The organism is Xanthomonas sp. CFBP 8443 (assembly GCF_025666195.1).
Classification (GTDB): domain Bacteria; phylum Pseudomonadota; class Gammaproteobacteria; order Xanthomonadales; family Xanthomonadaceae; genus Xanthomonas_A.
The window spans coordinates 1,452,754-1,465,988 of record NZ_CP102592.1 but is presented as its reverse complement, the minus strand read 5'-3'; the positions used below and the strand labels follow the sequence as shown (position 1 = coordinate 1,465,988).

13 protein-coding genes are annotated in these 13,235 nt (G+C 69.7%); 4 read left to right on the top strand and 9 right to left on the bottom strand.

Annotation, left to right across the window (positions count from 1 at the left end; all coding sequences use genetic code 11):
• Positions 1 to 19: 19 nt before the first annotated feature.
• The 4 genes from NUG20_RS06350 to hflK form a co-directional block, all read right to left on the bottom strand.
• Positions 20 to 1,312, bottom strand: coding sequence for an adenylosuccinate synthase (locus NUG20_RS06350; protein ID WP_263397541.1), 1,293 nt, complete (start codon positions 1,310 to 1,312; stop codon positions 20 to 22).
• A 254-nt stretch (positions 1,313 to 1,566) separates the two neighbouring features.
• Positions 1,567 to 1,752, bottom strand: a complete 186-nt coding sequence (locus tag NUG20_RS06345; protein ID WP_263397540.1) for a DUF2065 domain-containing protein — start codon at positions 1,750 to 1,752, stop codon at positions 1,567 to 1,569.
• 299 nt (positions 1,753 to 2,051) lie between these two features.
• A complete protein-coding gene (locus tag NUG20_RS06340) occupies positions 2,052 to 2,915 on the bottom strand; it encodes a protease modulator HflC (RefSeq protein WP_263397539.1) in 864 nt (287 codons plus the stop codon).
• On the bottom strand, positions 2,912 to 4,060 hold the full coding sequence (gene hflK / locus NUG20_RS06335; RefSeq protein WP_263397538.1) for an FtsH protease activity modulator HflK: 1,149 nt from the start codon (positions 4,058 to 4,060) through the stop codon (positions 2,912 to 2,914). Before hflK ends, NUG20_RS06340 begins: the two co-directional genes overlap by 4 nt.
• A gap of 144 nt (positions 4,061 to 4,204) precedes the next feature.
• Here hflK and NUG20_RS06330 point away from each other — a divergent pair, with 144 nt between their 5' ends.
• Both NUG20_RS06330 and pilH read left to right on the top strand, forming a co-directional pair.
• Complete coding sequence (locus NUG20_RS06330) at positions 4,205 to 5,209, top strand: acrylyl-CoA reductase family protein (RefSeq protein WP_263397537.1); 1,005 nt, start codon at positions 4,205 to 4,207, stop codon at positions 5,207 to 5,209.
• 81 nt (positions 5,210 to 5,290) lie between these two features.
• Positions 5,291 to 5,674 carry a twitching motility response regulator PilH gene (gene pilH / locus NUG20_RS06325; RefSeq protein ID WP_263397536.1) on the top strand — a complete coding sequence of 128 codons (384 nt, stop codon included), beginning with the start codon at positions 5,291 to 5,293 and terminating at the stop codon, positions 5,672 to 5,674.
• A gap of 210 nt (positions 5,675 to 5,884) precedes the next feature.
• On the opposite strand, the gene NUG20_RS06320 is transcribed toward pilH, so the two are convergent.
• Both NUG20_RS06320 and NUG20_RS06315 read right to left on the bottom strand, forming a co-directional pair.
• Positions 5,885 to 6,769 carry a DnaJ C-terminal domain-containing protein gene (locus NUG20_RS06320; RefSeq protein WP_263397535.1) on the bottom strand — a complete coding sequence of 295 codons (885 nt, stop codon included), beginning with the start codon at positions 6,767 to 6,769 and terminating at the stop codon, positions 5,885 to 5,887.
• Between the two features lie 137 nt (positions 6,770 to 6,906).
• Positions 6,907 to 7,374: an Hsp20/alpha crystallin family protein gene (locus NUG20_RS06315; protein WP_160946351.1), complete on the bottom strand. Its 468-nt coding sequence runs from the start codon at positions 7,372 to 7,374 to the stop codon at positions 6,907 to 6,909.
• A 176-nt stretch (positions 7,375 to 7,550) separates the two neighbouring features.
• Between NUG20_RS06315 and NUG20_RS06310 the strand changes: the two genes are divergently transcribed.
• The gene (locus NUG20_RS06310) at positions 7,551 to 8,033 is read left to right on the top strand and encodes a peroxiredoxin (protein WP_263397534.1); all 483 of its coding nucleotides are present in this window, start codon (positions 7,551 to 7,553) and stop codon (positions 8,031 to 8,033) included.
• Between the two features lie 35 nt (positions 8,034 to 8,068).
• Positions 8,069 to 8,644 carry a ferritin-like domain-containing protein gene (locus NUG20_RS06305; RefSeq protein WP_263397533.1) on the top strand — a complete coding sequence of 192 codons (576 nt, stop codon included), beginning with the start codon at positions 8,069 to 8,071 and terminating at the stop codon, positions 8,642 to 8,644.
• Positions 8,645 to 9,339: 695 nt separating this feature from the next.
• On the opposite strand, the gene pbpC is transcribed toward NUG20_RS06305, so the two are convergent.
• Genes pbpC through NUG20_RS06290 form a run of 3 tightly spaced genes read right to left on the bottom strand, consistent with a single transcriptional unit; the run spans position 9,340 to position 13,220 of the window.
• Positions 9,340 to 11,742 carry a penicillin-binding protein 1C gene (gene pbpC / locus NUG20_RS06300; protein WP_263397532.1) on the bottom strand — a complete coding sequence of 801 codons (2,403 nt, stop codon included), beginning with the start codon at positions 11,740 to 11,742 and terminating at the stop codon, positions 9,340 to 9,342.
• Positions 11,743 to 11,763: 21 nt separating this feature from the next.
• The gene (locus NUG20_RS06295) at positions 11,764 to 12,567 is read right to left on the bottom strand and encodes a DeoR/GlpR family DNA-binding transcription regulator (RefSeq protein ID WP_263397531.1); all 804 of its coding nucleotides are present in this window, start codon (positions 12,565 to 12,567) and stop codon (positions 11,764 to 11,766) included.
• Complete coding sequence (locus NUG20_RS06290) at positions 12,564 to 13,220, bottom strand: HAD family hydrolase (RefSeq protein WP_263397530.1); 657 nt, start codon at positions 13,218 to 13,220, stop codon at positions 12,564 to 12,566. Before NUG20_RS06290 ends, NUG20_RS06295 begins: the two co-directional genes overlap by 4 nt.
• Positions 13,221 to 13,235 lie beyond the last annotated feature (15 nt).

Sequence of the window (13,235 nt, the reverse complement as noted above, 5' to 3'; positions counted from 1 at the left end):
TCCGAGCAACTGCCTCAACTCACGCGAACGGATCCTGCAGCACCATCGTGTGGTCGCGGTCCGGGCCGGTGGAGACGATGGAGATCGGACAGCCGGCCAGTTCCTCCAGCGCGCGCAGGTAGGCGCGGGCGGCGGGCGGCAGTTCGTCCCACACGGTGATGCCGTGGGTGTTCTCGGTCCAGCCGGGGAACTCCAGGTACACGGGGGTGCACTCTTCCCAGCCCTGCGCGTCCAGCGGGGCGTACTCGGTGCGCTTGCCGCGGTATTCGTAGGCGATGCAGATCTTCAGCTTCTCCATGCCGTCGAGCACGTCGAGCTTGGTGATGCACAGGCCGGAGATGCCGTTGATGGCGACGGCGCGCTTGAGCGCGACGATGTCCATCCAGCCGCAGCGGCGCGGGCGGCCGGTGGAGGCGCCGTACTCGGCGCCGCGGTCGCGGATGCCCTGGCCCACTTCGTCGTCCAGTTCGGTCGGGAACGGACCGCCACCGACGCGGGTGGCGTAGGCCTTGGCGATGCCGAGCACGTAGTCGATGGCATCGGCGCCGACGCCGGTGCCGGCCAGCGCGCCGCCCACCGTGGTGTTGGAGCTGGTGACGTACGGGTAGGTGCCGTGATCGATGTCCAGCAGCGCGCCCTGCGCGCCTTCGAACAGCACGCGCTTGCCCTGCTTGCGCAGGTCGTGAAGGATGCCGGCCACGTCGTACTTCATCGGCTGCACGTATTCGCCGAAGGCCAGGGCTTCGTCGAAGGTCTTCTGGAAATCGACCGCGTCCACGCCCAGGTACTTGGTCAGCACGAAGTTGTGGTAGTCCAGCGCGGTGCGCAGCAGTTCTTCCAGCTGCGGCGGGTAATGCAGGTCGGCGATGCGGATGCCGCGGCGCGCCACCTTGTCTTCGTACGCCGGGCCGATGCCGCGGCCGGTGGTGCCGATGGCCTTGCCGCCGGCGGCCTTCTCGCGGGCCTGGTCCAGGGCGATGTGGTACGGCATGATCAGCGGCGCGGCCGGGGAGATCTTCAGGCGCGAACGCACTTCCACGCCTGCTTCCTCCAGCTCGCTGATTTCCTTGATCAGCGCGGCCGGGGAGATCACCACGCCGTTGCCGATCAGGCACAGCGCGTCTTCGCGCAGGATGCCGGACGGGATCAGGTGCAGGACGGTCTTCTTGCCGTTGATGACGAGGGTGTGGCCGGCGTTGTGGCCGCCCTGGAAGCGCACGACGGCGCCGATTTCCTCGGTGAGCAGATCGACGATCTTGCCTTTGCCTTCATCGCCCCACTGGGCGCCGAGCACGACAACTGACTGACCCATGGCTGGGTAACTCCTGGTTTGCTGCGCGACCGTCGGGGCCGCACGGATGTGGTGGCCATGCAGGGGTCTTGCCGGCGCCGGTACGGCCGCTCCATCGGGGAGCGTCCAGGCGGCGGCAGGCCCATACACGGAAAAAGCCGGTCGAGGCGCTCTTGTGGAGCGAGCCCGGCCGGCTTTTGTGCATTATCCGGGTTTTGGGTGACCGTCACCACCCCCTCGCGCGCCGCGTTCACCGGACGCGGGGACGGCACCGCTCAGCCGCGGACCCACCACAGGGCGAGCAGCCCCACCGCCAGGGCGACGCCGCCGGCGATCCGCAACTGCGCCGCCGGCATGGCCAGCATCTGCTGCACCAGCCGCTTCCACGCGTCCGGCGCGACCAGCAGGATCAGGCCCTCGAAGATGACGATCAGGCACACCGCGGCGATCAGATCGTGCATGGGGTTCTCGTCAAGGGGCGAATGGGTGAGCGCATAAGCGCCGGCGCGCCATGAAACATGTGGGAGCGACTTCAGTCGCGACGGGCTTTACCGGGAAGGCCCGTCGCGACTGAAGTCGCTCCCACAACAGTCCGCAGGCTGGGACTGCCCGAGTCGGCCGGGACCAACTGCACCGACAGTGCTCCAGAGAGTACGACACGCGGCGTGCGCAGCAACGAAACGGCGGCAACCCGGCACACCACCAGCCCAAGGGACCCGCTCTTACGAGTCCCGAGTCCCGAGTCCCCAGTCCCGGCCTCTCAGCGCTCGCTCTTCAGGTACTGCAAGAACGGATCGTTCTTGTCGAGCACGATCACCGCGTTGCCGTCGGCCATGGCGCCGCGATAGGCCTCCAGGCTGCGGTAGAACGCATAGAACGACGGGTCGGCGGAGCCGGCCTTGCCGTAGATGCTGGCGGCCTGCGCGTCGCCTTCGCCGCGCAGCTTCTGCGCGTCGCGCTCGGCCTCGGCGACCAGCACCGTGCTCTCGCGATCGGCCTGCGCGCGGATGGTCAGCGCCTGCTCCTCGCCCTCGGCGCGCAGCTTGCTGGCTTCCTGCTTGCGCTGGGCGCGCATGCGCTCGTACACGTCGGTGATCACCTGGCTGTCGGTCGGCAGGTCGATCTGCTTGATGCGCAGGTCAGTGATCTGCATGCCCAGGGTCTTGCCGGCGGCGTTGATCGCGCTGAGCTGCTGCGCGATCAGTTCGCTGCGGTCGCCGGAGACCAACTGCTGCAGCGTGCGCGCGTTGATCTGGTTGCGCAGCGAATCGATGATGATCGGCGCCAGGCGCGCATTGGCCACCTTCTCGTCGCCGCCGGTGGCGCGGTAGAACGCGCGCACGTCGGAGATGTAGCCGATGGCGAAGAAGTCGACGCTGACGTCCTTCTGCTCGGCGGTGAAGTAGCGCGCCGGCGGCGTGTCCAGCACCTGGAAACGGCGGTCGAACACGCGCGCGGTCTCCACCAGCGGCAGCTTGAAGTGCAGCCCCGGCTTGAGGTCGGCGCGGACCACGCGGCCCAGGTTGAGCACCATCGCGGTCTGGTCCTCGCGCACCACGAACACCGAGCTGAGCAGCGCGAACAGCGCCACCACGGCTACGCCCGCCCACAGGGAAATTCTCATCGCTGCACCTCCTCACGGCCGTTCGGGCGCGGCGTGCGCTCCGGACTGCGGATACTCTCGGCCGAGCTGCTGGACAGCGACGGCATCAGGACGTCCTGCGGCAGCGTCGGCACGCCGCCACTGCTGGACGCCGGCGGCGCGGCGCCGGCGGCGCCCTTGCCATCGGCCGGCATCGGCACGTAGATCAGCTGGCGGCCGTCGCCGCCGATGACCTTGCGGTTCTCCGACAGCACCTTCTGCACCGTCTCCAGCCACAGCCGCTTGCGGGTGACGTCGGGCGCGTTCTGGTACTGCTGCTGCAGCAGGGTGAAGCGCTCGGCGTCGCCTTGCGCGCGGGCGATCGACGCGTCCTTGTAGCCTTCGGCGACGGTGCGGGTGCGCGCGGCCTGGCCGCGGGCTTCCGGCACCACCTTGGCGGCGTAGGCCTGGGCCTCGTTGATCAGCCGTTCCTTGACCTGCTGGGCGCCGTTGACCTCGTCGAAGGCCGGCTTCACTTCTTCCGGCGGACGCGCGTCGGGCAGGGTCAGTCCGGTCACGATCAGGCCGGTGCGGTAGGCGCTGAGCGCGGCCTGCAGCCGCTCGCGGGCGGCGGTGGCCATCGGCCCGCGGTTGTTCAGCACCACGTTGAGGTCGGCGCGGCCGACCTGCTCGCGCACCGCGCTCTGCGCGGCCTGCTCCAGCACCTGGTCGGCGTCGCGCGAGCCGAACACGTACATGCGCGGGTCGTCGATGCGGTACTGCACGTTGAGCGAGACGCTGACGATGTTCTCGTCGCGGGTCAGCACCGGCACCTGGTTGCTGAAGGTTTTGATCTCGGTGGCGTTGACCTTGCGCACCGACTCGATCGGCCACGGCAGCTTGAAGTTCGGGCCGGGCTGCAGGATCCGCGAGAACTGGCCGAAGCGCAGCACCACGCCGCGCTGCTGCTCGCCGATCAGCTGGAAGCTGCTGAACAGCAGCAGCAGCACCGCCGCGCCCAGCACCCAACGGCCGATGTTGCCGCCGTCGCCGCCGAACAGATCCTTCAAGGGACCGGGCATCCCGCCCCACCTGCCGCCGCCATTGCCGCCACGCGGCTTCCAGGGATTGCGCCCGTTATTGTCCGGGCCGTCTGTGCCCTTGCCGCCGGGTGTATTCCAGGCCATGCATGCTCCAAGAAGGAAAGGTGGCGGCGCGTCGGTCCGCGCCGGTCACCGTAAGTGAGTCGCCGATTCTACAAGATGGGGCAGATCCGACGTTTCGAAAGGGCTATCTTGGTGCATTCCGTCGTGCCGACCAAGGTTTTCGCCATGTCCGTCCCCGCCAGCTTCCCCGCCTTCCGCATCCACCAGGACGACGCCGGCTACCGCGCCGCGGTCGAGCCGGTGGCCCTGGACCAGCTCAGCCCGGGCGAAGTGGTGATCCGCGGCGCCTGGTCGTCGGTGAACTTCAAGGACGCGCTGGCCGGCACCGGCCAGGGCAAGATCCTGCGCCGCTTCCCGCTGGTGGGCGGCATCGACGTGGCCGGGCACGTGGTCGCCTCGACCGACCCGGGGTTCAAGGAGGGCGATGCGGTGCTGGTCACCGGCTGCGGCCTGAGCGAGACCCGCGACGGCGGCTACAGCCAATACGCGCGGCTGGAGGCCAAGTGGGTGGTGCCGCTGCCGGCCGGGCTGAGCCTGCGCGAGAGCATGGTGCTGGGCACCGCCGGCTTCACCGCGGCACTGGCGCTGCTGCGCCTGCTCGACAACCGGCAGACCCCGGACCACGGCCCGCTGTGCGTGACCGGCGCCACCGGCGGGGTCGGCTCGCTGGCGATCGACATCTTCAGCCGCGCCGGCTTCGAGGTGCACGCGGTCAGCGGCAAGGCCGACCGCGCCGAGCACCTGAAGGCGCTGGGCGCCAGCCAGGTGCTGGGCCGCGACGCGCTGCAGACTAAACGCCCGCTGGAGTCGGTGCGCTTCGGCGGCGGCCTGGACAACGTCGGCGGCGCGATGCTGACCAGCCTGCTGGCGCAGACGGCGCCGTACGGCAACGTCGCCAGCGCCGGGCTGGCGGCGACCCCGGAGCTGGACATGACGGTGATGCCGTTCATCCTGCGCGGCGTATCGCTGCTGGGGATCGGCTCGGCCGGCACCGCGCGCGACCTGCGCGACCTGATCTGGCAGCACCTGGGCAGCGACTGGAAACCGCGCCACCTGGACGCGATCTGCACCCGCGAGGTGGACCTGTCCGGGCTGCCCGAGGTGTTCGCGACGATGCTGGCCGGGCAGTCGTTCGGGCGCACCGTGGTGCGGCTGGATGCGGCCGCGTAGACGCCGCCGGGGGTTTGTGACGCGCAGCGCTTTCCGGCCGCGCGTCGCTGCCACTACACTCGGCTATCCAAGGGGGGACACATGGCACGCATCCTGATCGTCGACGATTCGCCGTCGCAGCTGCTCGGCATCCAGCGCATCGTCGAAAAGCTGGGCCACGAAACGATCACCGCCACCGACGGCGCCGCCGGCGTGGAAGCGGCCAAGGCGTCGCTGCCGGACCTGGTGCTGATGGACGTGGTGATGCCCAACCTCAACGGCTTCCAGGCCACCCGCACCCTGCGCCGCGAGCCGAGCACGCAGAACATCCCGGTGATCCTGGTCACCACCAAGGACCAGGACACCGACCGCATGTGGGGCATGCGCCAGGGCGCCCGCGCCTACATCACCAAGCCGTTCTCCGAGGACGAACTGTCCGAGGTGATCGAGCGGGTGTTCAGTGGGGAGGATGGGCCGAAGGGGTGAGGAGCCGGGATTGGGAATTCGGGATTGGGGATTGGATGCAGCCGAAGCGAGCATGCGCTTCGACCCAACGCTTTTGTAGGAGGGGCTTCAGCCCCGACGCATTAACAGTGAAGCCCCTCCCATAGGAAGCAGACGCCGCGGCAGGCCTGGGAAACTGCCGAAGCGCTTCACAGCCGGCAGGCCGTTCATCCCCAATGCCGAATCCCGGCCTCACACCGCCTCGCCGAACGCCTTGGCCAGAGTGCGATACGCCTTGCGCTGCGCCTCGGTCTCCGGCGCCGGTGCCAGCACTTCCAGTTCGACGATCTGGTCGCCCGGCGTGGTGCCCGGCAGGCCGCGGCCGCGCAGGCGCAGCTTGCGCCCGGCGTCCGACTCCGGTGGGATCTTCAGCTCCACCGCACCGCCCAGGGTCGGCACGCTGATGCTGGTGCCCAGCGCCGCCTGCCACGGCGTCACCGGCAGGGTGTACAGGATGTTGAGCCCGTCCACCTCGAACTGCGGGTGCGCGGCGTACTCGATCTCCAGCAACAGGTTGCTGCCGCCGTTGCCCTGCCCGCTCAGCCGGATCACCTGGCCGGGGCGCACGCCCTTGGGCACGCGCACGTCCAGCTGCTTGCCGTTGATGGTGATGCGCACGCTGTCGCCACTGTAGACCGCTTCCAACGGCACCGCCAGCTTGGCGCGGGTGTCGCCACGCGGGGCGGCGCCCGGACCGGGACCGGCGCCGCCCTGGCGCGCGCGCTGCTGGCGCGCGAACAGGCTCTCGAAGAAATCGCTGAAGCCGCCGCCGGCGCCGCCGTTGCCGAACACTTCCTCGAAGTCGTAGCCCTGCGCGCCGCCGTAGTTGGGCGGGGCCTGAAACTCTTCGCCGGGCCGGTAGCCCTGCGCGCGCAGCTGGTCGTAGGCGGCGCGCTTAGGCGGATCGCGCAGCGCTTCGTAGGCCTCGTTGATGGCCTTGAACTTGTCCTCGGCGCCGGCCTCCTTGCTGACGTCGGGATGGTATTTGCGCGCCAGCCGCCGGTACGCGGTCTTGATCTCGGCGTCGCCCGCGCTGGGCTCCACGCCCAGGGTGGCGTAGTAATCCTTGAATTCCATCCATCACCTCAAAAAGAGTCGGCCCGCCGCCTTGCGGCAACGGGCCGGTTGCATGCTCTGCACCATCGCCCGGCCCATTCTACTGGCCGGCCGCGAAGGCGCGGCGTCGCCGTGGCGACGCCGGCGCGGGCGGGCGCTTACTGCACGATCGTGGCCCCGGTGTCGACCTGGATCCGGCGCGGCGTGCTCGCCGGGCGCTTGGGGATGCGCACTTCCAGCACGCCATGGTAGCCGGTGGCGGAAATGCCATCGGGGTCGGCGCTGTCGGGCAGCGCGAAGCGGCGGTGGAAGCTGCCGTAGCGGCGCTCGATGCGCGAGAAGCGCTCGCTGTCGGCGGCCGATTCGCTCTTGCGCTCGCCCTTGATCGACAGGATGCCCTTGTCCATCGACACCTCGATCTCGCTCGGGTCGATGCCCGGCAGGTCGGCGTACAGCACGAAGCGCTCCGGCTCCTCCTTGATGTCCACGCGCGGCACCCACTGCGCGGTGACGACGGCCGATTCGTCGGTGCCGCCGTTGGGGTCGAAGAAGCGGTCGAACACCTGCTTGATCTCGTTCTGGAATGCGGCCTGGGCCGGCCACTGGCGATAACGGACGATGCTCATCTCGTAGTCTCCTGCAACGTGAAAACGTGAATGGGATAGACCCTGACGGGTGGTTCGCGGCGCCGGGGCAGCCGGCCGCCATGCCAGCCAGATAGGAATGGGCCTGCGCTTTTCAAGGGCCTTGACGCTGCCTTTCCATGCCGATTTCTAGACTCGATTCATCCAAGGAGCCCGACATGCCCATCCAGCCCGGCGAACGCATTCCCGAAGTGGTCCTGCAACGCATCCGCGAAGGCGTGGAGCAGGTGGACACCCGCACGCTGTTCGACGACCACCGCGTGCTGCTGTTCGCGGTGCCCGGCGCGTTCACCCCGACCTGTTCGGAGAAGCACCTGCCCGGCTACGTCGAGCACTTCGAGGAGTTCCGCAAGCGCGGCATCGAGGTGTACTGCATGGCGGTCAACGACCCGTTCGTGATGCAGGCCTGGGGCAAGAGCCAGCTGGTGCCCGACGGCCTGCAGATGCTGTCCGACGGCAACGGCGAGTTCGCCAAGGCGCTGGGCCTGGAGATGGACGCCAGCAGCTACGGCATGGGCGTGCGGGCGCGGCGCTTCGCGCTGTACGCCGAGCACGGCGTGGTGCGCGCGCTGTTCGTCGAGGCGCCGGGCGAATTCAAGGTCTCCGCCGCCGACTACGTGCTGCAGCATCTCCCCGACTGACTCCCCTTCTCCCACCACACAGGAACCGGCCAGCCATGTCCAACCAGCCAGCCAACGACGCCAAGCCGCTGCAGAACACCAGCGGCCTCACCGATACCGCCACGCTGCGCGCCAACGCCCGCCAGAGCATCGAGGACGGCGCGATCACCAAGAGCTACAGCGCCGACCGCGAGGCGGTGATCAAGCTGCTCAACGACGCGCTGGCCACCGAATACGTGTGCGTGCTGCGCTACTACCGCCACTACTTCATGGCCTCGGGCATGCTCGCCGACTCGGTCAAGGCCGAGTTCCTGGAGCACGCGCAGCAGGAGCAGGAACACGCGCACAAGCTGGCCGAGCGCATCGTGCAGCTGGGCGGCGAACCGGACCTCAACCCCGACACCCTGACCGCGCGTTCGCACGCCGAGTACAAGGAAGGCGAGGACCTGCGCGACATGGTCAAGGAGAACCTGATCGCCGAGCGCATCGCCATCGACAGCTACCGCGAGATGATCAACTTCGTCGGCGACAAGGACACCACCACCAAGCGCATCCTGGAGCAGATCCTGGCCCAGGAAGAAGAGCATGCCGACGAGTTCTCGGACATGCTGGAAGGCTGGATCGGGAAGTAATCCGCCCGGCTGTCTGCACCGAAACCCCAGCGCCCGGCACCTGCCGGGCGCTTTTTTGCGTGCCGGACACCACTTTCCGCCCGCCGCCGCTACTTTTTTGTCTGCCGGCCCTGCCTCGCTGCCCAAGGCCGCTTTTCTGTAGGAGCGGCGCTTTCTGTAGGAGCGGCTTCAGCCGCGACATCATCCCTCCGCAGTACCTGTCGCGGCTGAAGCCGCTCCTACAGGGGAGACGCATCTTCGGACGCCTTCTCCGTTCGCAAGGACGCCGCGACAAACATCGGCGGTCGTTCGCACACCCCCACCTTTCGCAGGCAACCGGAGCACTCCTGTGGGAGCGACTTCAGTCGCGACGCGCGGCAGCCAGATGCCACCCACCGGGCGCGCTTTTGTAGGAGCGGCTTCAGCCGCGACAGGACCCCTCCGCAGTGCCTGTCGCGGCTGAAGCCGCTCCTACAGGGGAGATGCGTCTCGGATGCCGCCTCCCCTCGCAAGCACGCCACGAACACATCGGCAACCTTCGTAACCACACCTTTCGCATACAACGACAGCACCCTTGTAGGAGTGACTTCAGTCGCGACGGAGGGCTACCGGTAAAGCCCGTCGCGACTGAAGTCGCTCCCACAATGAGCCGCCAGCTGTGGATGGCACTGGCGAAGCCGCGCCTCCAGAACTGCGCGCTTCGCGCAGCGACACACTCAATGCAACACCCGGAACCGCACCTGGGTCCAGGCGCCGTTACTGGCCAGCGCGGTCAGGGTGTGCTCGCCGGCATCGGCGAAGTCGCGCTGGAAGTTGCGCGCGCCCTCCGTGCGCGCGATCCAGCGTCCGTCCAGCAGCCAGTCCACTGGCGCGGTGGTGCCCAGTGCGCGCACCTGCAGGCGCACGCTGGGGCTGCCCGGCGCGCGCGCCAGGGTGGCGCGGTCGTTGAGCCCTTCGATGCGCAGCACGTCGTTGCCGCCGCGGCCGTCGTCGCGGCAGTCCGGCGCCAGGGCGGGCAGTTGTCCGGCCTGGCGTTCGCTGGCATGCAGCCATGGCGTCAGCAGCGCCGGCCAGCGCGCGAGTTCGCGCTGCACGGCCTGGTGCGGCCGCGCGCAATCGGGCGACAGGCGCAGGCCGCTGCGCGCATCCACCTGCACCGTGTCGCGGCCGGCACTCCACAGCCGCGCGTCGCGCTCGGCGAAGGTCGGCGGCACCGCGCCGTCCAGCGCGTACGCCGGAAAGCGTCGCTGGCACAGCGCCGGCGGGGTCTGCTCGGCGGCGATGCCCAGCGGCCAGCACACGTCCAGCTGCTGCACGTTGCCCGGCATCGGCCGCGGCGCGTTGTCGCCGCGCGCGCGCGGCAGGCTGTCGATGGTCTCGAACATCAGCGGCAGCGCGGTCACCGCGCCGTACTGGCCGGGCAGCGGTGTGCCGTCCGGACGCCCGACCCAGACCCCGACCGTGTAGCGACGGGTGCTGCCGATCGCCCACGCATCGCGGTAGCCATAGCTGGTGCCGGTCTTCCACGCCACCCGCGGGCGCGTGCCGACGTCGAAGGTGCCGACACCGTAGCCGGGTCGCGGATTGGCCTCGAGGATCTCGCGCACGATCCACGCCGCGCCCGGCGACATCAGCCGCCGATCGATGGTCTTGTCGGTCGGGGTATAACGCACGTGCCCGGCGATGCCGTCGCGGTTCAGCGCGGCGAAGGCGCCGACCAGTTCCTCCAGCTGCGCGCCGGTGCCGCCGAGGATCAGCGCCAGGTTCGGGGTGCTGCCGCGCGGGAACTTCAGGCCGATGCCGGCGTTGTCCAGACGCGCGGCGAAGCGCGCCGGCCCGACCCGCTCGAGCAGGTCCACCGCCGGCACGTTCAACGACAGGCGCAAGGCGCTGGCCGCGCCGACCGGGCCGTTGAACGCCTCGTCGAAGTTGCCGGGGCGGTAATCGCCGAAGCTCTGCGGCGCATCCACCAGCAGGCTTTCGGAATGGATCAGGCCGTCGTCCAGGGCCATGCCGTACAGGAACGGCTTGAGCGTGGAGCCGGGCGAGCGCCAGGCCTGCACCATATCCACGTCGCCGAGCCGCTTGCGGTCGCCGAACACCACCGAACCGATGTAGGCGCGCGCCTGCAGGTCGCGGTTGTCGACCACCAGCAGCGCCGCGGACGTGCGCTCCGGCAGCTGCGAGAAGTACGCGCTGACCCGGTCCTCCAGGGTGCGCTGCAGGTCGGCATCGATGGTGGAGACGATGTGCGCGGCGCGCGGCGACTGCCGGCGCAGGCGTTCGGCCAACAGCGCGGCGTGCATCGGCGACTGCAGCGAACGCGCCACCACCGGCTCGATGCGTGCATCGTCGACCTGCTCGCGCGACCACACGTGCAGGTCGACCATGCGCTCGAGTACCTTGTCGCGCGCCACGCGCGCAGCCTCCGGGTGCCGGTCCGGACGCAGCCGGCTCGGCGCCTGCGGCAACACCGCCAGCAGCGCCGCCTCGGCCTGCGACAGCCGCGCCGCCGGCTTGCCCAGGTAGGCCCAGCTCGCCGCGTCCACGCCTTCGATGGTGCCGCCGTAGGGCGCACGCTCCAGGTACAGCTGCAGGATCTGGCGCTTGCTCAGGTGCACTTCCAGCTGAAGCGCGCGCAGCAGCTGCTGCAGCTTGCCCAGCGGCGTGCGCGTGCTGGCGTTGTCCGGCATCAGGATCCGCGCCACCTGCATGGTCAGGGTGGAACCGCCGGAGACGATGCGGCGCGAGAACAGCCACTGCTTGCCGGCGCGCAGCAGCGCCCACGGGTTGACCCCGGGGTGATGCCAGAACCAGCGGTCTTCGTAGTTCAGCAGCGCCTGCAGGTACAGCGGCGAGACGCTCTGCGGGGTGGCCGGATAGCGCCACACGCCATTGCCGTCGGCGAAGGCGCGCAGCGGCGTGCCGTCGGCGGCCACCACCAGGGTCGAGGTGTCGCGCGATTTCGGCAGCGGCAGCGGGAACGCCAGGTCCAGCAGCAACAGCGTGGCCAGCAACGCCACCGTGCCCCAGCGCAGCCATGGCAGACATGGCAGCAGGCGCGTCCAGCGCCGGGTGCGCCGCGCGGGCGGCGTGGCGGCGGATACGTCCTGTGACATGCGGGCTCCCGGTGGAAGCGGCTATTTTGCCTGCTGCGGCAGCGTCGGCGCATCCGCGCGGTGCAATTGCACCGCCTGCGCCAGGAACGGCGCGCACAGCGCCTGCGCCGCATCGTGCTCCACCACCAGATGATCGATCGCCGCGACCGCGGCCACCAGGTGCGGCGCGAGCGCGCCGAGCTTGTCCATGGTAACCACCACCGCGGTCTCGCCGCTGGCCTCGATCATCGTGCGCTTGAACAACGCCTCCTCCCCATCCACGCCCCACAGCCCGCGCTCGGCATCGATCGCGCAGGCGCCGGGAAAACACAGATCGGCGTGGACCTGGCGCAGCTGCTGCAGCGCCTGCGCGCCCACCGCCGCGCCGATGCGCGGATCGACGCGGCCACCGATCAGCAGGATCTCGAAGCCCTCGCGCGGCATCAGCAATTGGGCGATGTCCGGCGCGTTGGTGACCACGGTCAGGCCTTGACGTAGCGGCAACGCAGCGGCGATGGCGCTGTTGGTGGAGCCGGCGTCGATCAGCAGCACCTGCCCGGGTCGCACCAGCGCCGCGGCCGCCTGCGCCAATGCCTGCTTGCGCTCGGCATGCTCCTCGCGCCGCTGCGGCAACGGCGCGAAGCCGGGCGTGGGCAGCAGCGCGCCACCGTAGACGCGTCGGCACAGCCCCTGCGCGGCGAGCTCGCGCAGGTCGCGGCGGATCGAATCCTCGGAGACGCCGAAGCGCGCCGCCAGTTCCGCCGCCACCACCCGGCCGTGCTCGCGCAGGCGCTGCAGGATCGCCTGCTGGCGCTCCTGCGGCAGCGTGTCCAGTTCGGTGCTCACGGCGCCTGCCCGGCGTCGCGCAGCGGCAGGCCCAGCGCGGCCAGGTCGCGGCGCAAGCCAGGCGCGTCGCAGAACTGCAGCGCGTGCATGCCCATGCCCGCGGCGGCGTGCACGTTGCGCGGCGCGTCGTCGATGAACACCGCGCGCGCCGGTTCGATCGCAAAGCGCTCGCACAGCAGCGCGAAGATCGCCGGGTCCGGCTTCACCAGCCGCTCCTCGCCGGAGACCAGCACGCCATCGAACCATTGCAGGAACGGGTAGCGTTCGCGCGCCACCGGGAAGGTCTCGTGCGACCAGTTGGTCAGCGCGTACAGCCGCAGGTCCTGCCCGCGCAGTTCCTCCAGCACCGCCACCGTCTCCTCCATCGCACCGCCGAGCATCTCCGGCCAGCGCGCGTGGTAGGCCGCGATCAGCGACGCATGCGCCGGATGCAGCGCGCTGAGTTCGGCCACCGCCTCGTGCCACGGTCGTCCGGCGTCCTGGCGCTCGTTCCATTGCGGGCTGCAGACCTCGCTCAGGAACGCTTCCATCGCGGTTTCGTCGTCGAACAGGCGGCGGTACAGGTGGCGCGGATTCCAATCGATCAGCACGCCGCCGAGATCGAACACGACGGTGTCGATGCGGGGCGTGGACGGAGATGCGGGCGCGGACATGACGGGCTCCAGGGA